Source organism: Flavobacterium sp. N2550 (assembly GCF_025947265.1).
Taxonomy (GTDB): domain Bacteria; phylum Bacteroidota; class Bacteroidia; order Flavobacteriales; family Flavobacteriaceae; genus Flavobacterium; species Flavobacterium endophyticum.
In genome coordinates this window covers 3264637-3288737 of sequence record NZ_CP110007.1, presented here as the reverse complement: position 1 = coordinate 3288737, position 24101 = coordinate 3264637, and the positions used below count along the sequence as shown (strand labels likewise).

Genomic DNA, 24101 nt, shown 5'->3' with positions numbered 1-24101 from the left:
AGCCAATCGGCTCCTTTTTTATTGTGTCTTCTTTGACAGCGGACTTATTATCTGTACATTTTGAAAGACGATAGCGCCTTTGACCACGCCCGCAATGACTTGACGCAGCGCATCAATAATATGTATTTTCAGCTCGCTTTTCGGAAATATAAGGCTTACTTCTCTGGCAGGCTTCGGTTCCTTAAAATGACGAAGCTTTAATTTGTCTTTTTCTTTTAGGTCTAAAGTATGTAGGTAAGGAAGAAGCGTCGTTCCCAATCCTTCATCAGCTAGTTTGATAAGCGTCTCAAAGCTGCCGCTTTCAATCTGGAAAGGCGAAGCTTCAGAGTTATTGACATTTTTACACAAATTCAAGATGCCATCGCGGAAACAATGTCCATCCTGCAATAATAATAAAGTATCCACATCAATATCATCCACTTCTATTTCTTCTTTTTGAAAACTGTGATGGTTTTCTGGGAAATAAGCGACGAAAGGCTCATAATACAAGACAATCTCTTTTATCTTTTCATCTTCCAACGGAGTCGCCGCTATTGCCGCATCCAGATGTCCGTTTTTTAGACGTGTGATTATTTCTTCCGTATTGTGTTCCTCGATTATCAGCTTGATTTTTGGGTATTTTTTTATAAAATTATTCAAGAACATCGGCAAGAGCGTGGGCATTATCGTTGGAATGATTCCTAGTTTGAATTCGCCGCCGATGAATCCTTTTTGTTGGTCTACAATATCCTGTATACGGTCTGATTCATTGACGATATTTTTGGCCTGAGTCACAATCTTCTGTCCAATTTCTGTCAGCTGGATTGGTTTTTTGCTTCGATCGAAGATCAAAATGCCTAGCTCATCTTCCAGTTTTTGGATCTGCATACTCAGCGTTGGCTGTGTTACAAAACATTTTTCGGCTGCTAGGGTGAAGTTTTTATTCTCGGCGACTGCCAAGACATAATATAATTGTGTGATTGTCATTACTATAATAATTTATGATGCAAATATAAAAACTATAAGATTTATTTATGATTTAAATAGGCTATTTTTTTGTAATTTTATGATAGAGAATTTTTAAGAATTATAAAATCAACCAACAATGAAAACTAATATTTTAGGATTGCCAGTTAAAGAAACCGAAGAAATTTCAAATGATCTAAACATACTGCTTTCGAGCTTTCAAGTATATTATCAAAATTTAAGAGGAATACATTGGAATATTAGAGGAAAGCGTTTTTTTGATCTCCATGTGAAATTTGAAGAATTGTATAACGATGCCCAGCTCAAAATTGATTTAATTGCTGAAAGAGTCTTGACTATAGGCGGAAAGCCATTACATACGTTTGAAGATTACATTAAAAACAACAAATTAAAAGTAGGGAAAAATATTTCTGTAGATGAAGAAGCGGTACATTTGATCGTAACATCCTTATCGGATCTGCTAAAAATAGAAAGAGATCTTCTGACAAAATCTGCAGAAGCAAATGACGAAGGAACAAATTCGATGATGAGCGACTTTATCAAAGAACAAGAAAAAACAATCTGGATGATGAAAGCTTGGCTTGAAGAGAAAATATAGTCGGTTAGAATTTCGGAAATTAATTCCGTGTTTTTTATGAAAAATGCAACAATTATGATAGAGTAACTGTTGCATTTTTTTCTGTTGTTAAAATTTGATTAAATTAATTTACGATGTTTTAAAATAACGATTGAAATTTCTATTTTCGCGCTTATGAAATTGGCAGTAAAATTAGTTTTATTAATGTTTATGACTTTTATCGTCACACCCACAGTTGTGAGTCTGATAAAGGAAGACATCGATACGTCTATGGTTTACAGCATGTCAGAAGAAGAACAGCACAACCACAACTGCTGCAAAGAATTAAAAGCCGCTTTAAAAGCGACAGACTATATCACTTTCTCAAACTATACAGAAAGTTCATCAAGTCTTATTATTTCACAACATACTTTGAAGCACGATAATGCGGCTTCAAGCATTTTTTCTCCACCGCCCGAACAGGTTTAATACAATTTAAGATTTTGAATACTTCAAAATCTACGGTTGCATTTCTTTAATGTGATCTAAATTCTTGTATTAAATTTTTTTAGGTATGACAAAAAAAATCAATCTTTTTGCTAACCTTAAATCAGATTTTGCTTCTGGTTTAGTGGTTTTCTTGGTGGCGCTTCCATTATGTTTGGGTATCGCCTTAGCGTCTGGTGCACCGCCACTATCAGGTATTATTGCTGGAATCGTAGGTGGTGTAGTAGTAGGCTTCTTGAGCCGCTCTCACATCAGCGTTTCCGGACCTGCAGCCGGCCTGACTGCAATTGTTTTGACTGCTATTACAGATTTGGGAGCCTTTAATATATTCCTGACAGCTGTACTAATCGCTGGATTGCTTCAGTTGATTCTTGGATTTATCAAGGCCGGAAGCATATCCAATTATTTTCCGACGAATGTAATTGAGGGAATGCTTGCTGGTATCGGAGTCATCATTATATTAAAACAAATTCCTCATGCTGTTGGATACGACACTGATTTTGAAGGAGATGAAAGTTTTCTTCAGAATGATGGTGGTAATACATTTTCATCGCTATTAGGAGCTTTGGATTATATCCAAATCGGTTCAATTATCATAACCCTCGTATCGCTGACTATTCTTATTTCTTGGGACAAGCTAAGTTTTCTAAAACGTTTAAAATTGGTTCCAGGAGCATTGGTGGCTGTAATTGTTGGAATTCTATTAAACGAGTTTTTTATAACTTCGGGAAGCTCACTTGCCATTTCTAATGAACATTTAGTTGCTCTACCAGTTCCTTCAAGTTTAGAAGATTTTAAAAATATAATCGTTTTGCCAGATTTTGCAGGATTCCTGAATCCGAAAGTTTGGATAGTGGGAGCTACAATAGCAATTGTCGCATCAATTGAAACACTTTTGTGTATTGAAGCTGCAGACAGAATGGATGTTCAGAAAAGATATACCGATACTAATGTTGAATTAAAAGCACAAGGAATTGGAAATATGTTGAGCGCTCTTCTTGGAGGTTTGCCAATGACTTCGGTTGTAGTAAGAACTTCTGCAAATAATAACGCAGGCGCAAAATCAAAAATGTCGGCCATCATTCATGGTGTTTTATTACTGATTAGCGTTTTGGCGATACCTTTTCTGCTTAATAAAATTCCTTTAGCAACTTTGGCAGCAGTACTTTTATTGGTAGGTTACAAACTAGCAGTTCCCAATATCAAGCACTTTGCTTCTTACATGCCAAAAGCAATTAATTTATTGATTATCTCATTAGTTGCCATCAAGATTGCTTATGATGTAACTCAAACAGTAGGTACTGCAGTAATCGTTTTTGCTGCTATTTCAGTAGTAATCTTAGGTTACAGTATTTATAAATTTAGAGATGTTATCGAATTTAGAAAAATGATAACCCGCAATCAATACTTATATTTTCCATTTTTTGCAACAACATTAGCAGTAGTTTTCACAGATTTGCTAAAAGGAGTTGCCCTGGGTATCATCATCAGTATCATCTTTATTTTGAGAGGAAATCTAAAAAGAGCCTATCGCTTTAGAAAAGAGAAATTTGAAGATGGCGACGTGATCCGAATTGATTTGGCACAAGAAGTTTCTTTCTTGAACAAGGCTGCCATCAAGACAACTTTAGCTGAAATACCAGAAAATTCTAAAGTCGTAATCAATGCTTCGGATACGGTATATATTGCCCACGACGTATTGGACTTGATTCAAGAATTTGCAACCATTAAGGCCGCCGAAGAAAATATAAAGGTAAAACTAAAAGGCTTTAAAAGGGCATATGAATTGGATGATATTGACGATAAAGCCAATCATGTCTTCTTCGAAAATTACGAAGAAGCAAGACTAAGAAAACAAGCCAAAGCCGATTATGACAGATGTATTGCATTAGTCGAAAACGAAAGAAACAATAAAGAGTCGGTATAACCGACGTAATTTTAAAATTATAATACTAAAAACAATGAGCGATTTTTATAAAAAGATATTAGACGGTAACAAAAAATGGGTTGAATCTAAAATTAGCCAAGATCCAAAATATTTCGAAAAATTAGCAGAAGGACAGTCGCCACCATTATTATGGATCGGATGTTCAGACAGCCGTGTTCCTGCCAACGAAGTAATCGGAGCACAGCCTGGCGAAGTTTTTGTTCACAGAAATATTGCCAACATGGTCGTGCATTCTGACATGAACATGCTTAGTGTTTTGGATTATGCCGTAAACGTTTTGAAAGTGAAACACGTTATTGTATGCGGACACTACGGCTGTGGCGGCGTAAAAGCAGCTATGGGCAACGATTCGATTGGTTTGATTGATAACTGGATTCGCCACATTAAAGACGTTTACAGACACCACCACCACTATTTGGATTCAATTTTAGATGAAAAAGAACGTTTTGATTCTTTTGTAGAATTGAACGTGAAAGAACAAGTGTATGACCTGGCTAAAACTTCAATCGTACAAGGAGCTTGGAAAAACGGACAGGAATTATGCCTCCATGGTTGGGTATACGGGTTGAGTTCAGGTATCGTAAAAGACCTAGAAGTAAACCTTTGCGGTAATGAAGACCTTGACAGCGTCTACCAGCTAAAATTCTAAATAAAAAAAGCCTCTTGATTCAAGAGGCTTTTTTTTATTCTTCTGATTCCAGATTTTCGTTGAAAGTGGAAGGCAATAATTGCGGGATAAATTTTATAAGTATCGGCAGCAGTAAAGTCCCTCCAGGCAATAAAAAGATTGTCAGCGATGGAATCGTCTTGCAGATTTCCAAAAGCTGTTTTTTTACTTTTTTCTTCTCTTTTGCATCTAAGCTGCGGTGTGTGGAATGTGTAAGTAAAAGCATCAGATCGCCGTTGTTAGCCAATTCTTTTGCCAATCGCGACTTATTTCGCGTAATCAGTAGTTTTACATTCTGGGTGGCCTGATCGTAAAAGTGCTTGACAGGATTCGAATAATTAAAATACGGAATCTGCTTTTTATACTTATTGATAAAATTGTCAGTCGAGACAATACTTTCGGTAACAAAATTATCAGGAACATTCATGGTTTTTGCAAGCTCGTAAAGAAAGTAAGCCTCGTTGCTCTCCATTTCCATATCATTCCAGAGTGCCATTCCAGCCATGTCTATCAGGTACAGCTTTTCTAGCTGCTGGGTGAAAAAAATTAATTCCAAAGCTTCAAGGTCTTGGACATTCACTTTTGAAAATTTCGTATAACGGACTGAAGCTTCAAAAAGCTTGATTAGCAAATCGTCATACTGTGACTTCTTAAGCTTAGTCTTCAAAGCTAAAGAGATAATGCTGACAATAGTTTCTTCCAGCTTTTTTAAGTAATTCTCAGGAATAGCATTATTCATCAGATACTGCTGAAAAGCCAATACATCCATAAACAACAAAGCATTCGTCAAGATATGCGAAAAGTTCTTGCTGATGATGTCTTCGTTGGTTTGAACTCGTTCGGCAATAATCTTTTCAAGATTGTGCGACGGCAGGCTTTCCGGAAGCATTTTATCCAAAAGCGTAAACCCTTTAGGATGCATTTCTTTGTAAAAAGCGATAGCTCTTGTGATAAAGTCTTTTGAATTAGATTCATGGGAGACCAAACCGTAAACGCCATAAAGCGTATTCAAGAGCGCTACTTTAGAGTATTCTTCAGAAATCCATCCTTTAGTATCAATAGGCATCGGCGTATCGAAAGAAACCACATGGCCGTAGATAAAGCCGGTCGCTCTTGTATTTTTATAAAACTCCAGAGGATAGCCCACGACAGGAAGTTGCAGATGTTTCTGTTCTGCAAAAAACTTGTCTATCCAGCCGTGTGCCGATGGGTTGATCATGGTTTGAATTTCTGATGCAAAGCTATGTTTTTTATTAAGAAGACAAAAAATATTTAAAGGTTGCCTTTTACGCTGTCGGTTGACATTAAAATCCTTAGAAAGTGTGTTGAACAAAACTTAAATTAGTCACAATTGAAACTGACTTTTGACGCTTTATACTTATTTTTAATAGACATAATCCTAAAATAATCTCCATGAACCTAAAATCAGGAATGCCTTTTTGGCTGATCAAAGACGGCCTGCCGTTTACTTTTCCAAAACTGGACAAAGACATAGAAACCGATGTGGTCATCATTGGTGCTGGCATTTCTGGAGCATTAGTTCGTTATTATCTTCTCAATGCCGGAATACAATGCACGATGATTGATGCCCGGACTATCGGGTTAGGCAGTACATCAGCCAGTACCTCGCTGCTTCAGTATGAAATTGACACGCCGCTGCATAAATTGATTGAAATGATTGGAAAGGAACCTGCAGAAAGAGCCTATCAGCTTTGCGATTATGCCATTGATGAATTGGAAAAGATTGCAAAAAAAGTCAAAGCGGAAGAATTTGAAAGAAAGAAAAGCCTTTACTATGCTGCTTATAAAAAAGACATTCCGATGCTGGAAAAAGAATTTGAAGCCAGAAAACAAGCCGGATTTGATGTAAAACTGCTCAACGAAAAACAGATTTACAGTCAATACGGATTCAAGGCTCCGCTGGCAATTCTTTCCAATCATGGCGCCCAGACCAATGCTTATGCGCTAACGCATCGCTTATTGCAGTTTAAAACAGATAAGGAGCTTAATATTTATGACAGAAGTCCTATTGTCGATATTAAGACAAAAAAAGACGGAGCTGTGCTGAAGACTGAAACGGGTTTTACCATAAAAGCAAAAAAAGTAATTTATGCCACAGGCTATGAGATTGTGGAGTTTATCGATAAAAAGATAGTCGATCTAAAATCTACTTATGCCGTCGTTAGTGAACAATATAACGAAAAGAATTTTTGGAAGGATGAGGTCTTGATTTGGAATACAGCTGATCCGTATCTGTACATAAGGACAACACCAGACGGAAGGGTTTTGGTAGGAGGCAGGGATGAAGATTTTCACGATCCTGACAAGAGGAATAAGCTTATCAACAAAAAAACCAAGCAGTTGACCAAAGACGTCAATACTATTTTTCCTCATTTGCATTTTAAGCCTGAATTCAGCTGGACGGGAACTTTTGGTTCTACCAAAGACGGACTTCCTTTTATTGGTACGTATGACAAGCTTCCGAACAGTTATTTTGCTTTAGGTTTTGGAGGAAACGGGATTACTTTCAGCTTAATTGCAGCAGAAATTATTACCGACTTAATTCTTGGCAAGAAGAACAAGGATGCCTCAATTTTTTCCTTTGATAGAGTCTGATTTATACTAAAATTCGTGTCAGCAAAATCGTATAACATAAAAGACTAATTGTATAAGTAGGATGGGTTTTTTATTGGGTAATTTAGATAAACTGAAAATTATTTATGAACCAGCTAAAATCTATATCTTATGAAAAAGCCCGCAATTTATGGAAAAGCAATACTAAGCCTGGCTGTCTTGGCACTAAGTTTTGGAATGACATCCTGTAAAAACGAACTAAAAACAGAAGACCCTAAAGAAATTGCAGAAGAAGAAAACGAAGCCAAGTTTGACGATACCAAAAAAGCCGAAGAAGATGCAGAAATCCTTGTAGATGCCGCTGAATTCGACTTGCAGCAGAGAGAACTCGGGAAATTAGCCCAAACTAAGGGAGTTTCGACAGCCGTAAAAGATTTAGGAAAGATGATGGAGAAACATCATAACGATTCCTTTAATGAATTAGCGACGTTGGCCAAAGGGAAACAGATATCAATTCCTTCCGCAATTACAGAAGACGGACAAAAAGAATATGACCGTCTGAACAAGGTCGATGCCAAAAACTTCGACAAAGAATACCTTGACCGTATTTATAAAGACCATCACGAAGCTATAGAAGATTTTACACAAGATGGACAGAAAACACAAGATGTAGAAATCAAAGTCTATCTTGAAGGAAAAGTAATTGCTTTAAAAGACCATCATGATGCCATCCAGCAGTTGCAATCCACCACTGTTAAAAAATAAGCCTTATAAAAATCGTTATCAATCAAATTCATATACCATGGGAAATCTACTTTATACAATCGCCGTAATCCTGATAATTATCTGGGCCATAGGCTTTTTAGGAGGAATGGTTACTAGCAATCTTATTCATATTTTGCTTGTAATTGCAATAATTGTCGTACTTTTAAGAGTAATACAAGGAAGAAAGCCTTTAGAATAATTTATAAACAAATAGTCTAACCAATAAAAAACAAAACATTATGGGAAATTTGCTTTATACAATTGCAGTTATTTTGGTAATTATCTGGGCATTAGGATTCTTCGGAGTGCTAGGAACAGGAATTGCTACCAGCGGCTTGATCCACATTTTATTAGTGATCGCAGTCATTATTATCTTGCTTAGAATTATTCAAGGGAGAAAGCCTTTATAAGAAATTTAATCCCGCCAAAAGCAAAAACAAAAGCCGCCGCTATATTGCGGCGGCTTTTTCATTGACCAACTATTTAAACTTAACTAAAAACAATATTGGTTTTCTTCAATTAACTTTGAAGCAATAGTTTCACGCAAGGCAACCACATTTGGCAGATTGGTGTATTTCGTGAAACGTCTTAATCCCATCAGCATCATTCGTTGCTCGTCGCCTTCTGCAAAAGAAGCGATACCTTCTTTTCCTTTAGCATTTACGATATCTACAGCTTTGTATAAGTACAATTGCGCCATCGCAATCTGTTCTTTTACATTTTCGGCACCTTTTGATTTTGCCAGCTTTTCGGTTCTTAAGATGGTAGATTCGGCCATATAGATCTCAATCAAAATATCGGACGCAGCCATCAGCAATTGCTGGTGCGCGTCTAAATCCGGACCGTATTTTTGTACGGCGCTTCCGGCTACCATCAAAAATGCTTTTTTCAATTTGGCTATCAGTTCCTTTTCTTCAGCGAATAACTCAGAATAGTCAGGCGTATTGAAATCCGGAATTCCCATCAATTCTTCAGCCACTTTCATAGCAGGGCCTAACAAATCGACATGGCCTTTCATTGCCTTTTTGACAAGCATTCCGACAGAAAGCATTCTATTGATTTCATTCGTTCCTTCATAGATTCTTGCGATTCTCGCATCTCTCCAGGCACTTTCCATTGGTGTGTCTTCAGAGAATCCCATTCCTCCAAGAATCTGTATTCCTTCGTCTGAACAATTTTGTACGTCTTCTGAAATAGCTACTTTCAAGATAGAACATTCGATAGCGAATTCCTCAACTCCTTTCAATTCTGCTTCTTGGTGAGAAACGCCTTCGGCAACACGTGCATTAATTCGGTCTTCAATGGATTTTCCAGCGCGATAGGAAGCGCTTTCTCCTGCATAGCAAGACGTAGCCATTTCAGCTAATTTAGAGCGAATGGCCCCAAAGTTTGCAATTGGCGTATTGAATTGGATTCTTTCGTTCGCATATTTCACAGCTCCCGAAGTCACTCTCCTTTGGGCATCAAGACAGGCAGCGCCTAATTTGATGCGGCCCACATTCAAAGCATTCATGGCAATCTTAAAGCCGTTTCCTCTTTCTGAAAGCATGTTCTCTACAGGAACTTTTGTCTCGTTAAAGAAAACCTGACGGGTAGAGGAGGCACGGATGCCTAATTTATGTTCTTCCTCGTTCATAGAGATTCCGTTATCCGGATCGTTTTCTACAATGAATCCGGTGATGTTTTTATCGTCGCCAATTCTAGCAAATACGATGAAAAGACTACAGAATCCCGCATTAGAAATCCACATTTTTTGACCTGTGATTTTGTAATGTGTGCCATCTTCAGACAAAACTGCTTTGGTTTTTCCAGAATTGGCATCCGATCCTGCTCCAGGTTCGGTCAGGCAATACGAGCCAAACCATTCGCCAGAAGCTAATTTTGGTACGTACTTTTTCTTTTGTTCTTCGGTTCCGTATAAAGTAATCGGCATGGTTCCGATTCCGGTATGCGCTCCAAATGCCGTAGAGAATGATCCTGTAGCGCCCGAAATATAGTCGCAAACCAGCATGGTAGAAACGAATCCCATTCCTAAACCGCCGTATTCTTCTGGAACAGCAACGCCAAGAAGTCCTAGTTCTCCAGCTTTGCGCATGCATTCTTCTGTAAAGGCATAATCTTTATTCTCGAAGCGATTTTTGTTCGGCCAGATTTCTTTATCTACGAATTCTTTTACCGTCTGCTTCATCATCAACTGTTCCTCCGAAAAATCTTCCGGAGTAAAAATGTCTTCACTTTTTGTTTCTTTTACCAAAAACTGCCCGCCACGGGTAACGTCTTTTTCGATTGTATCTGCCATTGTTTTTTCTGTTTTTTGTTAGACTTTTTAAGATAATAGAGAATAGAGCATAGTTTATAGTTTATAGAAAAGAGGATTGCAAAGAATTTTGAAAATCCATATAATCTCCTAAATTCTAAATTTTTTAAAATGATGTCTCATATCCACTATCCACTTTCAACTATTTATAGTATTTCGTAAATCCCAGCAGCTCCTTGTCCAGTACCTACACACATAGTTACGATACCGTATTTGTTGCCTCTTCGTTTCATTTCATCAAATAGCTGTACGGAAAGCTTGGCTCCGGTACATCCCAGCGGGTGGCCTAATGCAATTGCGCCTCCGTTTACGTTTACGATATCCGGATTGATGCCCAATTCGCGGATAACGGCCAATGATTGTGATGCAAAAGCTTCGTTCAATTCGATTAATTCGATATCGTTCAGCGACATTCCCGCTTGCTTTAATGCTTTTGGAATGGCTTTTACGGGACCGATTCCCATGATTCTCGGCTCAACACCTGCAGCGGCATAGCTTACTAGTCTTGCGATTGGTTCAAGGTTTAGCTCTTTTACCAATTCTTCCGACATGACCATTACGAATGCGGCACCGTCGCTCATTTGCGATGAGGTTCCTGCCGTAACGCTTCCGTCAGCAGCAAAAACAGGTTTTAGCTTTCCTAAGGCTTCCAATGAGGTGTCGGCTCTTGGGCCTTCGTCTTTGGTCACCGTATACGATTTGGTAGCTTTCTTTCCGTTTTCATCTACAAAAATCTGGTCGATGGTGATAGGAACGATCTGTTTGTCAAATTTGCCTTCGGCCTGTGCTTTCAATGCTTTTTGGTGCGAATTGTAACCGAACAAATCTTGATCTTCACGAGATACCTTGAATTGCTTAGCAACTGCTTCAGCTGTTAGTCCCATTCCCCAGTAGTAATCTTCGTGCCCTTCTTTGGCTACGGCATAATCTGGAGTTGGTTTGTAACCTCCCATCGGAATAAAGCTCATGCTTTCGGCACCACCGGCAATAATACAATCGGCCATTCCCGACTGGATTTTTGCAGTCGCCATTCCGATAGTTTCCAATCCCGAAGCGCAGTAACGGTTTACAGTCACTCCCGGAACGTCGTCTATTTTTAGTCCCATTAAGGAAATCAGACGGGCTACGTTTAGTCCTTGCTCGGCTTCCGGCATGGCGTTTCCGACCATGACATCGTCAATTCGTTTTTTGTCGAAATCAGGCAGCTCATTCATCATGTACTGGATGGTTTCTGCGGCCAGCTCGTCAGGACGCTTGAAGCGGAAGACTCCTTTTGGGGCTTTTCCGACGGCTGTGCGGTATGCTTTTACTATATATGCTGTTTTCATTTCTAGTTTCTTTAATGTCTCGATTAGTTTCTCAATGGTTTCCCTTTAGTCAGCATGAACTGGATTCTCTCCAATGTCTTTCTTTCTGTACATAAGGATAAAAAGGCTTCTCTTTCAATGTCCAGTAAATATTGTTCTGTGACCAAGGTTGGTTCCGATAAATCGCCGCCCGCCATTACATAAGCCAACTTGTTTGCGATTTTCTTGTCGTGCTCGGAGATGTAGTGTCCGGCCTCCATGCTGTCGGTTCCTACCAGAAACATTCCCAAGGCTTGTTTGCCTAAGACTTTAACGTCTTTTCTTCTCACAGGCTGCGTATATCCGGCTTCTGCTAACAATAAGGCATGTTTTTTAGCTTCTGCAATCTGACGGTCTCTGTTGACGACTACGACGTCTTTTCCATGCTGCAAGATGCCCAAGTCGTACGCTTCGTAAGCAGAAGTCGATACTTTTGCCATCGCCACTGTCAAGAAATATTCCTGCAATACGTTTAACTCCACGTCGTTTTTGCGGAACAAGTCAGATGCCCTGAGTGCCATTTCTTTCGAACCGCCACCGCCAGGGATAACACCTACGCCGAATTCCACCAAACCGATATACGTTTCTGCTGCCGCAACTACTTTGTCGGCATGCATGCTCATTTCGCAGCCACCGCCTAGGGTCATTCCGTGTGGAGCGACTACCACAGGAATTCCAGAGTAGCGCACACGCATCATCGTGTCTTGGAACAGTTTGATGGCCATATTAAGCTCGTCATATTCCTGCTCGACAGCCATCATGAAAATCATTCCGATGTTCGCGCCGACAGAAAAATTGGCTCCTTGATTTCCGATAACCAAACCAGAGTATTCTTTTTCAGCTAAATCGATGGCTTTGTTGATGCCTTGCAGCACATCGCCTCCGATAGTATTCATTTTTGATTGGAACTCCAGATTTAAGATTCCATCGCCCAAATCATGGATTACGGCGCCGCTGTTGCTCCATACTTTTTTGCTTTCGCGTATGTTGTTAAGGATGATAAACGCATCCTGTCCCGGTACTTTTTTCTGTGATTTCGAAGCCCTGTCATAAAAATAGGTAGCTCCGTCTTTGATAGTGTAGAAAGATTTGTTGCCAGATGTCAGCATTTCAGTAACCCAAGCAGCAGGTTCATAGCCTTCGGCTTTCATCAATTCGATTCCTTTTTCTACGCCAATCGCATCCCAGATTTCAAACGGTCCGTTTTCCCATCCGAAGCCGGCTTTCATGGCATCGTCTATTTTATAAAAATCTTCAGTGATTTCTGGTACCCTGTTGGCAACATATGAAAACATACCAGAAAAGTTTTTTCTGTAAAATTCTCCCGCTTTGTCCGTTCCTTTAACCAAAACCTTGAAACGATCAATCGGCTTGTCTATGGTCTTTGTGAGTTCTAATGTTGCGAAAGAAGCTTTCTTTGGCGCTCTGTATTCTAGCGTATCCAGGTCAAGCGACAAGATGTCTTTGTCTACTTTTTTGTAGAATCCTTGACCTGTCTTGCTTCCGAGCCATTTGTTTTCCATCATCTTGCTGATGAACTCTGGCAATTTGAACAGTTCGTGTGCTTCATCGTTCGGAACACCATCATACAATCCGTTGGCTACATGAACGAGCGTGTCCAATCCAACAACATCTACTGTCCTGAAGGTGGCCGATTTTGGTCGGCCGATAACCGGTCCGGTCAATTTATCGACTTCTTCTATAGTGAGTCCCAATTCTTTTACTTGGTGGAACATGCTCATGATTCCGAAGATACCGATACGGTTTCCGATAAATGCAGACGTATCTTTTGCAATGACCGATGTCTTGCCCAAGAACTTTTCACCATATTCATTCAAGAAATCCAATACCTCTGTCGAAGTTTTTGGTCCCGGAATGATTTCAAAGAGTTTTAAATATCGAGCAGGATTAAAGAAGTGCGTTCCGCAGAAATGTTTCTGGAAATCTTCGCTTCTTCCTTCGCTCATAAAGTGAATCGGAATTCCCGAGGTATTTGAAGTAATTAAAGTACCCGGCTTCCTGAATTTTTCAATCTGCTCAAAAACCTGTTTTTTGATGTCGAGCCTTTCGACTACGACTTCAATAATCCAGTCGGCTTCTGCTATTTTAGACAAATCGTCGGTCGTATTCCCTGTCTTGATTCTGTCAGCAAATTTCAGGCTGTAGATAGGAGAGGGCTTTGATTTTAACGCATTCGCCAAATGTTCGTTTACTACTCGGTTTCTGACCGCTTTGCTTTCAAGCGTCAGGCCTTTTTTCTGTTCTGCTTCGGTCAATTCACGAGGCACAATATCGAGCAGCAGTACTTCTACGCCGATATTTGCGAAATGGCAGGCAATGCCCGATCCCATGATTCCCGAACCAATGACAGCAACTTTTTTAATGAGTCGTTTCATTCCTTTATATTATTTGTTTGTTGTTTGTATCTGTTTTTCTTCTTCGATATCCGAAAAGATATGCTTGTCTGCAATGAGATTGTTGATGGTTTCTGCTACCTCAATAAAGTGCTGCAGCTTTTCTTCAGAGATGTGCTCTCGGATGGTCTCGTTAAATTTCAGTACCGTATTTTTAGAGAGCTCTCTTTTTTCTTTTCCGAACTTGGTAAGGTGTATTAATACGCCGCGTCCATCAACTGGATTTTTCTTGCGTGTAATCAATCCTTTGTCTTCCATGGATTTCAATGTTCTGGTAAGGCTGGTAGCTTCCATTCCCATTTTAGGTCCTAGCGTGGTCGAAGGCGACCCTTTGTCTTTATCAAGGCTCAATAACGCGAATCCCGTAGCCATAGTTGCACCGTATTTGGCGGCTTCTTCATTATACATGCGCGAGACCGCTTGCCATGTCGCTCTCAAAATATAGTCTATAGTTTTGTCTTTCATAAGTATTAGCTTATTCCAAATGTACAAAATAAAATATTATGCACGCATAGTAATTTGTTTTTTTAACAGAATAATTATCTTTTGATAACTTCCGTTGCTTTTTATCCGGCACCTAAATGCGGTTTCAGGCTATAGATTTCCTAGAGCAGCAATAAAATAATTTTAAATTTGTATAACCCTTATAATTAATGAATGAGAATAAGAGAGCTATTCACGCCTTTGCAGCCTACCGTTACGCCCCATAATCTTGAAGTGCTCTATCAAGATAAGGCTCCAAGTCTGGCATTGCAGGATACTATTTACTGCTATTGGCAATTAAAGACAAATGCACCGCTAGAAAACGAATTCGTCTATCGGGTTGTGGCCGACGGCTGTATTGATATCTTTTTTGAGTTGCACAGGCCCGAAGAAAACTTTGTCATGGGCTTTTGCAAAAAATACACCGAATTTATTCTCGACAAAAACTTTCATTATATCGGCATACGATTTCTGCCGACCATGTTCACGCAATTATTTTCAGTCCCGGCCTTTGAACTGAGCAACCGTTCCCAAGAATTAGAATTGGTCCTGCCCGAAGTTGCCGCGTTTATCAGAAGCCGGTTCGACGTGACTATGGATTTTAGCAGGATTACAGATGTGCTAGATTCCTTTTTTATAGGCCACTTGCAAAAAGCCAGCTTGAATTATGATAACAGGCTCTACGATGCCATCCAGATTATCCTTAAAAATTATGGCGTGGTCGACATCAAAAATGGCTTGGATACGGGAATCAGTCCGAGGCAGCTCCATAGGCTGTTTGATTTTTATGTCGGGACCAGTGCCAAGACCTTCAGCCAGGTCGTGAGATTCCAAAACATATTAAAAGCCAAGCCTTCCAGCCAGAGCCTTAGGGAGAACAAGCTGTTTTATGACGTAGGCTATTACGATCAATCCCATTTTATCAAAGACTTTAAAAACTTTTATGGCGTGACGCCGAGCAAAGCCTTCGGAAGGTAATTATGTCTATTTTTTACAATCTAATCCAATCGTGTTTTGAGAAATTTGTAATGTAAAAAAGCAACATTATGAAAAAAGTACTATTAATTTTATTGTTGGCTGGCACATCAGCACATTTTTATGCTCAAAAAAGTCTAACCGTTAAAACCGCAAAACCCATGAAACTAAACGCAGGAATTGTAACAAATAAGCTATCCGAAAGCAAGGCATTCTATACCGATATACTAGGATTTGGAGTCACCTTCGAAAATGAATTTTACCTGCTCATGCACACGCCCAACCATGAAGCAGAGATCAGCTTTCTATTGCCGAATCATCCTTCGCAGCAGCCGTTATTCCACAAGCCTTTTTTGGGCGACGGGATGTACCTGACTATCGAAGTCGAAAACGTCGACAGCCGGTATGAAGAATTAAAAAAGAAAGGCATCGCTATCAAGATCGACCTGAGAGACGAGCCCTGGGGCGACAGGCACTTTGCCATCCAAGACCCGAATGGAGTAGGGATTGACATTGTCCAATATGCTTCAAGAGAATAATAAAAAAGAGTGCCTTGTTTGTTAAGGCACTCTTTTTTTATTTTAAAAACAAATCAGTCGGTCTATTGAAACTGCATCTTTTCTTCCTCAATATCCAGACGGCGCAAGTGCCTGCGGACAACCTCTTCATTCACATGATGGTCATGGTTCCACGTACGCAGCCAATGCCTTTGCTGGTCGAGCATCGCAAGATAGACAGTCTTGCATTCCGAAGCCATCGAGGCATCATCCAGCAAAACGCTGCTGTCTTCCCATTTGCGGGCTATCTGCTGCAAGACAGGCTGTTCTTTTAGCTCTTTTGAATATTTGGTCTTTAGATGTTCCAGACTTTGCTGGGCCAGCTGTTTGTACATGTGATGATACGATTCCTCGTCACTAAGCAGATGGTCGTATTCGGGCAAGTTGAATTTCTTGATAATAAAAGGAAGCGTCAAGCCCTGCACGACCAACGTCAGCAAGATGACAACAAAAGTGATGAACAAGATGAGGTTGCGCTGCGGAAAAGCAGCTCCGTTGTCTAATTGTACGGGAATCGACAGTGCTGCTGCCAAGGATACCACGCCTCTCATGCCCGCCCATCCTAAAACAAACGGTCCTTTTATCCCTGGATTTCGGGTGTCGGCTACCGCGATAAAATTTCGGACAATCAGCGTAAAGATAACCGCCCCATACGCAGATATGATACGAACGACAATCAATACAGCCGTAATCAATACGCCGTAGCCCATGGCAGCGCTTATGCTCACGCCTTCCAAGCCGTTCACGATTTCCGGAAGTTCTAATCCTATAAACATAAATACAAGTCCGTTCAGCACAAATACCAGCGACTCCCATACATTTACGGCCCTGAGCCTGCTGCTTCCGGACAAAAAACGATGGTTTCGCGTGGCCAAGAACAAGCCGCCGCTCACGACAGACAAGACTCCCGAACTGTGCAGTTCTTCCGCAACCATATACATGATATAAGGCGCCACCAGCGTAAGCACGATGTCCATGTTGACGTCTGTTGGCAATAGCCGATGCACTTTAAAAAACACGAACGCGATAAGCACACCGATGCCTATTCCTCCAAAGACCATCCAGCCGAAGTTCAGTGCGGCTTCCTGCAAGATAAACTGTCCCGTACCAATGGTAATCAACGCAAATCGAAAGACGATCAAACTCGAAGCGTCATTCAATAAGCTCTCTCCCTCCAGCATAGAGGCCAGCCTTTTCGGCACTTTTACGAATTTTAATATGGCGCCTACGCTCACCGCATCAGGAGGTGATACGATGCCGCCCAAAAGGAATCCCAACGCCAGCGTGAATCCGGGTATAAAGTGGCTGGATACCAAGGCGACGGCAAAAGCCGTAAGAAATACGATCAAAAAGGCAAAGCTGCCGATAATCCTGCGCCAGCGCCAAAGTTCCTTCCAAGAAGTAGACCAGGCCGCTTCATAAAGCAGCGGCGGCAGGAAGATGATGAATATCAACTCAGGATCTATCTTGACCGGAGGTATGCCCGGTATAAAGCTGATAGCCAAGCCCGCCAATACCAATAAGATAGGGTAGGCAATCTTGATCTTGTTGGCCAGCATGACCAGAAAAATAATGGCCAGAATAACAGCCAGATAGAAAGGGAATTGGTGCAGCATAGGATAATTTTAGATACAAATATATAAATTTGGACGAGTCTTTTGCAATGACGTAAAGGAATGTCTTAATACGAAAATAGTATCTGGTTTTCTTCGTCCAATATAGAAAAAAAGCATTAAGATTTTTTCTGTAGCTCGATGTTCTCCATCGCAATCGTATTTAGATAGTGGTACCGTGAATTGTTTTTTCCTTAGATTTGAAGATTGAATTTATTTAGAGGGCATTGTGCCACTCCTCTTAAATCACGCTTGCCGATGAACGTCTTCCTAATGTGCTTTTCTGCCGGAGCCTGCCTTCTCTTGGGCTTTATGCTTTTTTTCCATCCGCTGGGACAGAACCTAAAAGCCAACAGATGGCTTGCTCTGTTTGTCTTTCTGATGGGAAGCTCCTTTTTAGAAGTCAGCCTTAGAAGCGAAGCACATCGGTTCGCCAATCTTAGCCTATGGCTCAATGCCCTGCAGTTTATCATGGCGCCCAGCCTTTGGCTAAGCACGCTCTATTTTGTGAATCCCACCAAATCTTTTGCAAAGAAAGACGTATTACATTTTTTGCCCTTCTTGATCTACACGAGTATTGCTTTTCTAGGATTTTCTGAAACCACCAACCTGATGTTGGTAAAGCTATTTAGCATCGGTTCCGCAGATTTTTTAGTCCGCGATATAGTGCCCGTACAGCTGGCAGCCTATATAATCTTCTGTTATCTTGCCCTGATTCGGCACAAAAAGAACCTGCGCCTCATAGCAGCAGTGACTTCAGAGATAAGCCTAGACTGGCTTCGGTACTTTTTACTCATCTTGATTTTTATGCTGCTTTTCTGGATCAATGACGCCTTGATAGGCCTGCCGCAGATGCTAGATATCATGCCGATCGTATATACAGGCGCTGTCTTTTTCCTATCCTATTTTTCCATCCGGCAGCGTACTATTTTTGAATTCGACACAAAAGAACTGCAAGACATAACCGCGCTTTTTGAAGCTCCCGTACTAAAAGAGCCCAAAAAAACAGAACGGCTAGACAAAACCGAGCTGGCCCTGTTATCAGCAAAGCTAGACAAGCTGGTCTCCGAAGAAAAGATTTTCTTAGATAACGGACTAAGCCTTCCTGTTTTGGCAGACAAGCTCGGAATCAGCATACACGATACTTCCTATCTGATCAATGAAGCTACGGGAGGCAATTTCTATAACTTCATCAACAGCAAAAGAGTAGAAGAAGCAAAACGGCTGCTGGCTTCAGATAAGGTAGAAGCACTCAACATGGTCGGTATTGCCTTTGCTTCCGGTTTTAATTCAAAGACGGCCTTTAATACTGCTTTTAAAAAGTGGACCGGGATGTCGCCTACCGAATACGCCAAGAGCAATAACAGGCAATAAAACCTGTTCGGATATATCCACCCGAACAAACAAGGCTGTTTTTCAGGCTAATTTTGGCCTTTAAAAACAGCGTACCTATGACCACTTACCGTAAAAATTTCGTTGCTTTCCTGTTCTCTATCTTTTTCAGCCTGCCGGCTTCCAATGCCTGCACGATATTTATTGCGAACGACGGGCGTCATGTCTGGATCGGCAATAACGAAGACGAAACACCTTCTCTTAATTACAGGCTTTGGTATTTTCCTGCCCTCAAAAAATCCTATGGGTATATGATCTGGACAGAACTTTCGTCCGATGAAAACACCAACAGCCAGATGTATAAGAACCCTCAAGGCGGCATGAATACCAAAGGGCTCTTTGTAGATTATACCGCCATAGACGAAATTCCTGCCACCCGCGACCCTAAAAAAACAGACAGGGAAACCGAAGTAGCTACAGACATCCTAAAGCAATGCAAGACTGTAGACGAAGCCCTGCAATTCATCTCCCAGTTTAATCTGGTACGCCTCACGGGAGCCCAGCTTTTTATAAGCGATGCCAGCGGCGACTATGCTACGGTACACGGTAGTTACGTAATAAGACGTGCCACAAAGAATTTTGTACTGACCAACTACAGTATCAACAACCAGCACCATGAAGCCTGCTGGCGTAGGGATCTTGCCAAAGAATATTTACGTCAGGAAAAAAACTATGAGTTGCAAGACATTGTAGAGATCCTGCAAAAGACAGCGCAGAAAAAGCCAAGCAATCTCGTTTCCAATTATTCCATGGTAGCAGAATTAAAAAAGAAAACCATCCATCTGTATTATAAAAACGACTTTGCTCTTCCCGTCGTTATTTCTTTACACGAAGAACTTAAAAAAGGCAAGCATTTTCAAGACATGCAGGCCTATTTCCCCAAGAGTATTGCTCCGGTGATACTAGAGAAATACACAACAGGAGGCATTGACAGAGCCCTGACTGCCTATGATTCATTAAGAAAATACCATCCCCATGACTACAACTTCAAGAACAACGATGCCATTGAGCTGGCCGCACAGGCAATAGCCATGGGCCATACCAAAGACGGTATCCGTTTCTTAGAACGGCTGAAAGCGTATGACCCAGAAAAACTCGAAATCGACACCTGGCTTGCGACAGCCTACCGCAAAGAGGGCAGGATTGCCGAAAGCGACCGATGTTTTGCTAAAGTGCTTGCAGCCGACCCTAACAATTACGCCGCCACGCTCTTCGGCAAGCAGCACGACCAGACTGTTACCTTCACGATGAATGATTTTGAAGGAGCCGAGCAGGTTTCCCTTACGGGCGATTTTTCCAATTGGGCAATCCTTCCGTTGCAAAAAGAAAAGGGAAAGTGGACCTGTACCGTTTCGCTGCCCAAAGGAGAATACCGCTATAAATTCATCGTCAATGGCCTCTATCTGGCGGATCAGCTCAATTTACTCTATGCCGGTTCCGGACCCGACATCTATTCTGTTTTGTATGTGTGGTAGGCTGTCACGGATTGTTTTTCTGTACTATCGTAATCCAACAAGTTAAAAAAAACACTAAATTATTTTGTGCAACCAAAAAGTTGCATATATTTGCAACTGATAAGTTGCGCATTGAACGTTTCTGAAATCACTTTTTTAGGAAACTATTTTGTCAACTCGATAGTATTGAGTAATTTAAAGTAAAAAAAATGAGAAACAATCTTTTAATGAATTTTTCTGTTGACAAGGAAAATAAGAAAATCAAAGTAGAAAGGGAATTTGCAGCACCTCTAGACAAGGTATGGGCTGCGTGGACCACGAGCGAACTGCTCGACCAGTGGTGGGCGCCAAAACCATGGAAAGCCAAAACCAAATCGATGGATTTCAGCGAAGGCGGAACCTGGCTCTATGCCATGGTAGGCCCTGACGGTACGCAACACTGGGCGAGAGCCGACTATAAAGACATCAAAGTTTCACAAAGCTATTCGGCCTATGACGCTTTCTGCGACGAGAACGGTACTATAAATACGGATTTCTCTAGATCGCTGTGGAACAACACCTTCAAGCAGCAAGCCGATTCGACTATCGTGACTATCGAAATCAGCTACAAAGAGCTGGCTGACCTAGAACAGATCCTCGAAATGGGCTTCAAGGAAGGATTTACAGCCGGATTAGAAAATCTAGATGCACTTTTAGCATCCTGATTCCTTCCATGAAAACAATTATTTATCAAGCTGTCCTGCTATCATGCAGGGCAGCTTTTTTGTATATTAGCGGTGCATTGCAACAGGTTCCAATAATAGAGAAACACAAAGGCCATGGCAAAAAACAAGACGACAGAAACCCAATCCAGCGTAACAGATTTTATCAACACGGTTCCAGACGAGACCAAACGAAACGACTGCTTCCAGATAGCCGCTATCTATGAAGAACTTACAGGATACCCTCCCAAAATGTGGGGAGGCAGCATCATCGGGTACGGCAGCTACCATTATAAATACAACAGCGGCCATGAGGGCGACATGCCTTATGCCGCATTCTCGCCAAGAAAAGATTCGATAGTACTGTATATAGACGAATTTGAGACCCGCGAAGAATTATTGCAGAAACTCGGAAAACACAAGACGGGAAAGGTCTGTGTCTACATCAAAAAACTCGCAGATATCGACATCGACATCATGAAACAGCTCATCACTGCCTCGACAAAACACGCCAAGGCACTCTATCCTTAATCCTGTCTTCTAATCGTAATTCGTAATTCCCAATTCATAATGCATTTGTGGACTCTACAACAAAGCACAATTGAACCTTACAGCAAAGCACAAAGCGTACAGAATACCGACTTTTGGCAGAAAAGATAACGACTGTATCATTAGCATACAGCAAATACCCAATACGATATGAAAGTAATCATTACCGGAGCGACAGGCATGGTTGGAGAAGGAGTCCTGTTAGAATGCCTGCAGAACCCAGCCGTAAAGCAAGTACTGATGGTCAACCGCAAGCCATCGCCGCTAAGCCATCCAAAATTAGAAGCGCTTATCGTGCCTGATTTTATGAAGCTGGAACAATATGCAGATGTCTTAGCCGGATACGACGCCTGCTTTTATTGCGCCGGCATAAGCTCCATAGGGATGAACGAAGCCGACTATACGCACATCACCTACGATACGACGCTCGCTTTTGCCAAAGTTCTGGCAGCAATCAACCCGAACATGGTCTTTACTTTCGTTTCCGGCAGTCATACCGACAGTTCTGAAAAAGGCCGCATCATGTGGGCAAGAGTAAAAGGCCGCACCGAAAATGCGCTACTAAAGTTGCCGTTTAGGGGCGAATACAATTTCCGTCCCGGATTCATGAAGCCCTTCAAAGACCAAAAGAACATAAAGGCTATCTTTAAGATCATCATACCGATAATTCCGATTCTGTTCCCGAAAAAATCGCTCACGATGCAGCAGATAGGGCAGGCCATGATTCATGCCGTGCAGAAAGGCTATCCGAAATCCATACTCGAAATAGAAGACATCAAGGAACTGGCAAAGCCAGTCTAACAGTCGTATACAAACAAATAATAAATGGGCTCTCGGGCCCATTTCGTATATTTGAACCCTACAAAAAAAGAAATGCTATGAGCATAAAAAGAATAACAGTGTTCTGCGGTTCCAGCTTCGGTACCGATGCGGCCTTTGAAAAACAAGCTTTCGCCCTAGGAGAAGCTATGGCAAAACACGGCTACGAACTTGTCTACGGAGGTGCCAATGTAGGACTCATGGGTGCCGTAGCCGACGGCGTTCTAGGGCAGGGCGGAAAAGCCTACGGAGTCCTGCCGTATTTCCTGAAAGACAAGGAAATAGCACACCAAGGACTGACGGAACTGCTTCTTGTAGAAAGCATGCATGAAAGAAAGACCAAGATGAACGAGCTCTGCGACGGCGTGATTGTCTTGCCGGGCGGCTTTGGTACCCTCGAAGAATTTTTTGAGATGCTCACTTGGGCTCAGCTCGGACTCCATAAAAAACCGATAGGCATACTGAACGTGGCGGGCTTTTATGCCCTGCTGCTCGAGTTTGTCTCCAACATGACCCAGAAAGGCTTTTTAAAGCCTATCAATCAGCAGATGATTCTTGTGAGCGATGTTGCCGAAACACTTTTCCAGAAGATGGAAGCCTATAAAGCTCCCGAAGTAGGAAAATGGATTCCTAAAGGAAACGAGTAATCATGCCCATAACCTCTTAGAAGCCAGACAAGACACCCCGCCAAAATCAAAAATCAAAAATCAAAAATGATCCTACAAAAACACAACACCAGCATCCAACAGCCCGTATATGTCACAGCAGTATTCGCTATCCTGCTGCTGTTCTCCAATACCCTTTTTGGGCAGGCAGAAACACCCAAGCTTACGATCACGCCCTTGACGGATGACTTTTACGTTTATACGACCTACAAAGACCTCGACGGCAAGCCCTTCCCATCCAACAGCATGTATGTGGTGTCGGACAAAGGCGTTATTTTGATCGATACCCCTTGGGACGAATCCGACTTTCAGCCGCTATTAGACAGCATCTACAAAAGGCACCAGAAAAAAGTAGTGCTCTGCATCGCTACGCACTTTCATGACGACAGTTCGGCAGGGCTTGACTATTATAAAAAGCACGGCATCCCGACCTATACATCCAAGCTGACGCATGAGCTGTCCGTTCAAGAAGGCAATGCCAAGGCAGCCTACCATTTTGAAAAGGACACCGTCTTTACTGTCGGAAATAAGAAATTTGAGACTTTTTATCCAGGTGCAGGCCATACTCAGGACAATATTGTTGTTTGGTTCGAAAAGGAAAAAGTACTGTATGGCGGATGCCTTATAAAAAGTACCGAAAACAATGATCTCGGATATACTGGCGATGCCGACATCGATGCTTGGGAAGGAACCATGAAAAAGCTGATCAACAAATACCCGAAGCCGAGCTATGTGATACCCGGACATTTTGCTTGGGACAGTCCCAAGGCACTCCAGCATACCCTAAAGCTCGTCAAGAAAAAACGGTAAGCAAAAGAAGTCACAGCAATCTG

General features: G+C 41.4%; 24 protein-coding genes. 17 read left to right on the top strand and 7 right to left on the bottom strand.

Annotated elements, in window-relative coordinates; translation table 11 throughout:
• Window positions 1–18 precede the first annotated feature (18 nt).
• Entirely contained in the window at window positions 19–966 is a 948-nt protein-coding gene (locus tag OLM56_RS14510; RefSeq protein ID WP_121374513.1) for a hydrogen peroxide-inducible genes activator, read from the bottom strand.
• A gap of 118 nt (window positions 967–1084) precedes the next feature.
• Between OLM56_RS14510 and OLM56_RS14505 the strand changes: the two genes are divergently transcribed.
• The 4 genes from OLM56_RS14505 to can all read left to right on the top strand — a co-directional run bounded on the left by OLM56_RS14505 (window position 1085) and on the right by can (window position 4626).
• On the top strand, window positions 1085–1564 hold the full coding sequence (locus OLM56_RS14505; protein WP_121374512.1) for a Dps family protein: 480 nt from the start codon (window positions 1085–1087) through the stop codon (window positions 1562–1564).
• A 216-nt stretch (window positions 1565–1780) separates the two neighbouring features.
• Window positions 1781–2011, top strand: a complete 231-nt coding sequence (locus OLM56_RS14500; protein ID WP_170148720.1) for a hypothetical protein — start codon at window positions 1781–1783, stop codon at window positions 2009–2011.
• 85 nt (window positions 2012–2096) lie between these two features.
• Window positions 2097–3956, top strand: a complete 1860-nt coding sequence (locus OLM56_RS14495) for a SulP family inorganic anion transporter (RefSeq protein ID WP_264527487.1) — start codon at window positions 2097–2099, stop codon at window positions 3954–3956.
• A gap of 34 nt (window positions 3957–3990) precedes the next feature.
• The gene (gene can, locus OLM56_RS14490; protein ID WP_121374510.1) at window positions 3991–4626 is read left to right on the top strand and encodes a carbonate dehydratase; all 636 of its coding nucleotides are present in this window, start codon (window positions 3991–3993) and stop codon (window positions 4624–4626) included.
• A gap of 34 nt (window positions 4627–4660) precedes the next feature.
• Here the strand turns inward: can and OLM56_RS14485 are convergent, their stop codons facing one another.
• Window positions 4661–5863, bottom strand: a complete 1203-nt coding sequence (locus tag OLM56_RS14485; RefSeq protein WP_121374509.1) for an LETM1-related biofilm-associated protein — start codon at window positions 5861–5863, stop codon at window positions 4661–4663.
• 194 nt (window positions 5864–6057) lie between these two features.
• Between OLM56_RS14485 and OLM56_RS14480 the strand changes: the two genes are divergently transcribed.
• From OLM56_RS14480 to OLM56_RS14465, 4 genes are all read left to right on the top strand, one after another.
• Complete coding sequence (locus OLM56_RS14480) at window positions 6058–7260, top strand: NAD(P)/FAD-dependent oxidoreductase (RefSeq protein WP_264527486.1); 1203 nt, start codon at window positions 6058–6060, stop codon at window positions 7258–7260.
• A 129-nt stretch (window positions 7261–7389) separates the two neighbouring features.
• The gene (locus OLM56_RS14475) at window positions 7390–7983 is read left to right on the top strand and encodes a DUF4142 domain-containing protein (RefSeq protein WP_264527485.1); all 594 of its coding nucleotides are present in this window, start codon (window positions 7390–7392) and stop codon (window positions 7981–7983) included.
• Between the two features lie 37 nt (window positions 7984–8020).
• Entirely contained in the window at window positions 8021–8182 is a 162-nt protein-coding gene (locus OLM56_RS14470) for a lmo0937 family membrane protein (RefSeq protein ID WP_121374506.1), read from the top strand.
• 40 nt (window positions 8183–8222) lie between these two features.
• Complete coding sequence (locus tag OLM56_RS14465; protein WP_121374505.1) at window positions 8223–8393, top strand: lmo0937 family membrane protein; 171 nt, start codon at window positions 8223–8225, stop codon at window positions 8391–8393.
• 83 nt (window positions 8394–8476) lie between these two features.
• Here the strand turns inward: OLM56_RS14465 and OLM56_RS14460 are convergent, their stop codons facing one another.
• The 4 genes from OLM56_RS14460 to OLM56_RS14445 all read right to left on the bottom strand — a co-directional run bounded on the left by OLM56_RS14460 (window position 8477) and on the right by OLM56_RS14445 (window position 14525).
• Entirely contained in the window at window positions 8477–10282 is a 1806-nt protein-coding gene (locus OLM56_RS14460) for an acyl-CoA dehydrogenase family protein (protein WP_264527484.1), read from the bottom strand.
• A 164-nt stretch (window positions 10283–10446) separates the two neighbouring features.
• A complete protein-coding gene (locus tag OLM56_RS14455) occupies window positions 10447–11628 on the bottom strand; it encodes an acetyl-CoA C-acyltransferase (RefSeq protein WP_121374503.1) in 1182 nt (393 codons plus the stop codon).
• 23 nt (window positions 11629–11651) lie between these two features.
• Window positions 11652–14042 (bottom strand): 3-hydroxyacyl-CoA dehydrogenase/enoyl-CoA hydratase family protein, encoded by a 2391-nt coding sequence (locus OLM56_RS14450; RefSeq protein WP_264527483.1) that lies wholly within the window; start codon window positions 14040–14042, stop codon window positions 11652–11654.
• A 9-nt stretch (window positions 14043–14051) separates the two neighbouring features.
• Entirely contained in the window at window positions 14052–14525 is a 474-nt protein-coding gene (locus OLM56_RS14445; protein ID WP_182492183.1) for a MarR family winged helix-turn-helix transcriptional regulator, read from the bottom strand.
• Window positions 14526–14717: 192 nt separating this feature from the next.
• On the opposite strand from OLM56_RS14445, the gene OLM56_RS14440 reads away from it, so the two are divergent.
• On the top strand, window positions 14718–15521 hold the full coding sequence (locus OLM56_RS14440) for a helix-turn-helix domain-containing protein (RefSeq protein ID WP_264527482.1): 804 nt from the start codon (window positions 14718–14720) through the stop codon (window positions 15519–15521).
• A gap of 158 nt (window positions 15522–15679) precedes the next feature.
• Window positions 15680–16057, top strand: a complete 378-nt coding sequence (locus tag OLM56_RS14435; RefSeq protein WP_264529024.1) for a VOC family protein — start codon at window positions 15680–15682, stop codon at window positions 16055–16057.
• Between the two features lie 62 nt (window positions 16058–16119).
• On the opposite strand, the gene OLM56_RS14430 is transcribed toward OLM56_RS14435, so the two are convergent.
• Window positions 16120–17691, bottom strand: coding sequence for a Na+/H+ antiporter (locus OLM56_RS14430; protein ID WP_121374499.1), 1572 nt, complete (start codon window positions 17689–17691; stop codon window positions 16120–16122).
• Between the two features lie 255 nt (window positions 17692–17946).
• Here OLM56_RS14430 and OLM56_RS14425 point away from each other — a divergent pair, with 255 nt between their 5' ends.
• The 7 genes from OLM56_RS14425 to bla all read left to right on the top strand — a co-directional run bounded on the left by OLM56_RS14425 (window position 17947) and on the right by bla (window position 24078).
• Window positions 17947–19062 (top strand): helix-turn-helix domain-containing protein, encoded by a 1116-nt coding sequence (locus OLM56_RS14425; RefSeq protein ID WP_264527481.1) that lies wholly within the window; start codon window positions 17947–17949, stop codon window positions 19060–19062.
• 77 nt (window positions 19063–19139) lie between these two features.
• Window positions 19140–20555, top strand: coding sequence for a hypothetical protein (locus OLM56_RS14420; protein WP_264527480.1), 1416 nt, complete (start codon window positions 19140–19142; stop codon window positions 20553–20555).
• A 188-nt stretch (window positions 20556–20743) separates the two neighbouring features.
• A complete protein-coding gene (locus OLM56_RS14415; protein ID WP_121374496.1) occupies window positions 20744–21238 on the top strand; it encodes an SRPBCC family protein in 495 nt (164 codons plus the stop codon).
• Window positions 21239–21352: 114 nt separating this feature from the next.
• Window positions 21353–21766, top strand: a complete 414-nt coding sequence (locus OLM56_RS14410) for a DUF1801 domain-containing protein (RefSeq protein WP_121374495.1) — start codon at window positions 21353–21355, stop codon at window positions 21764–21766.
• Between the two features lie 168 nt (window positions 21767–21934).
• The gene (locus OLM56_RS14405; protein WP_264527479.1) at window positions 21935–22585 is read left to right on the top strand and encodes an NAD-dependent epimerase/dehydratase family protein; all 651 of its coding nucleotides are present in this window, start codon (window positions 21935–21937) and stop codon (window positions 22583–22585) included.
• 77 nt (window positions 22586–22662) lie between these two features.
• Window positions 22663–23250, top strand: coding sequence for a TIGR00730 family Rossman fold protein (locus OLM56_RS14400; protein WP_264527478.1), 588 nt, complete (start codon window positions 22663–22665; stop codon window positions 23248–23250).
• 66 nt (window positions 23251–23316) lie between these two features.
• Window positions 23317–24078 (top strand): BlaB/IND/MUS family subclass B1 metallo-beta-lactamase, encoded by a 762-nt coding sequence (gene bla / locus OLM56_RS14395; protein WP_264527477.1) that lies wholly within the window; start codon window positions 23317–23319, stop codon window positions 24076–24078.
• Window positions 24079–24101 lie beyond the last annotated feature (23 nt).

Coding starts and splice junctions, on each gene's coding strand:
- can (WP_121374510.1), top strand. CDS start 3,991: ATGAGCGATTTTTATAAAAAGATATTAGACGGTAACAAAAAATGGGTT.
- OLM56_RS14405 (WP_264527479.1), top strand. CDS start 21,935: ATGAAAGTAATCATTACCGGAGCGACAGGCATGGTTGGAGAAGGAGTC.
- OLM56_RS14400 (WP_264527478.1), top strand. CDS start 22,663: ATGAGCATAAAAAGAATAACAGTGTTCTGCGGTTCCAGCTTCGGTACC.
- OLM56_RS14440 (WP_264527482.1), top strand. CDS start 14,718: ATGAGAATAAGAGAGCTATTCACGCCTTTGCAGCCTACCGTTACGCCC.
- OLM56_RS14460 (WP_264527484.1), bottom strand. CDS start 10,282: ATGGCAGATACAATCGAAAAAGACGTTACCCGTGGCGGGCAGTTTTTG.
- OLM56_RS14495 (WP_264527487.1), top strand. CDS start 2,097: ATGACAAAAAAAATCAATCTTTTTGCTAACCTTAAATCAGATTTTGCT.
- OLM56_RS14425 (WP_264527481.1), top strand. CDS start 17,947: ATGAACGTCTTCCTAATGTGCTTTTCTGCCGGAGCCTGCCTTCTCTTG.
- OLM56_RS14505 (WP_121374512.1), top strand. CDS start 1,085: ATGAAAACTAATATTTTAGGATTGCCAGTTAAAGAAACCGAAGAAATT.
- OLM56_RS14470 (WP_121374506.1), top strand. CDS start 8,021: ATGGGAAATCTACTTTATACAATCGCCGTAATCCTGATAATTATCTGG.
- OLM56_RS14485 (WP_121374509.1), bottom strand. CDS start 5,863: ATGATCAACCCATCGGCACACGGCTGGATAGACAAGTTTTTTGCAGAA.
- OLM56_RS14455 (WP_121374503.1), bottom strand. CDS start 11,628: ATGAAAACAGCATATATAGTAAAAGCATACCGCACAGCCGTCGGAAAA.
- OLM56_RS14480 (WP_264527486.1), top strand. CDS start 6,058: ATGAACCTAAAATCAGGAATGCCTTTTTGGCTGATCAAAGACGGCCTG.
- OLM56_RS14465 (WP_121374505.1), top strand. CDS start 8,223: ATGGGAAATTTGCTTTATACAATTGCAGTTATTTTGGTAATTATCTGG.
- bla (WP_264527477.1), top strand. CDS start 23,317: ATGATCCTACAAAAACACAACACCAGCATCCAACAGCCCGTATATGTC.
- OLM56_RS14435 (WP_264529024.1), top strand. CDS start 15,680: ATGAAACTAAACGCAGGAATTGTAACAAATAAGCTATCCGAAAGCAAG.
- OLM56_RS14450 (WP_264527483.1), bottom strand. CDS start 14,042: ATGAAACGACTCATTAAAAAAGTTGCTGTCATTGGTTCGGGAATCATG.
- OLM56_RS14430 (WP_121374499.1), bottom strand. CDS start 17,691: ATGCTGCACCAATTCCCTTTCTATCTGGCTGTTATTCTGGCCATTATT.
- OLM56_RS14445 (WP_182492183.1), bottom strand. CDS start 14,525: ATGAAAGACAAAACTATAGACTATATTTTGAGAGCGACATGGCAAGCG.
- OLM56_RS14510 (WP_121374513.1), bottom strand. CDS start 966: ATGACAATCACACAATTATATTATGTCTTGGCAGTCGCCGAGAATAAA.
- OLM56_RS14415 (WP_121374496.1), top strand. CDS start 20,744: ATGAGAAACAATCTTTTAATGAATTTTTCTGTTGACAAGGAAAATAAG.
- OLM56_RS14410 (WP_121374495.1), top strand. CDS start 21,353: ATGGCAAAAAACAAGACGACAGAAACCCAATCCAGCGTAACAGATTTT.
- OLM56_RS14420 (WP_264527480.1), top strand. CDS start 19,140: ATGACCACTTACCGTAAAAATTTCGTTGCTTTCCTGTTCTCTATCTTT.
- OLM56_RS14475 (WP_264527485.1), top strand. CDS start 7,390: ATGAAAAAGCCCGCAATTTATGGAAAAGCAATACTAAGCCTGGCTGTC.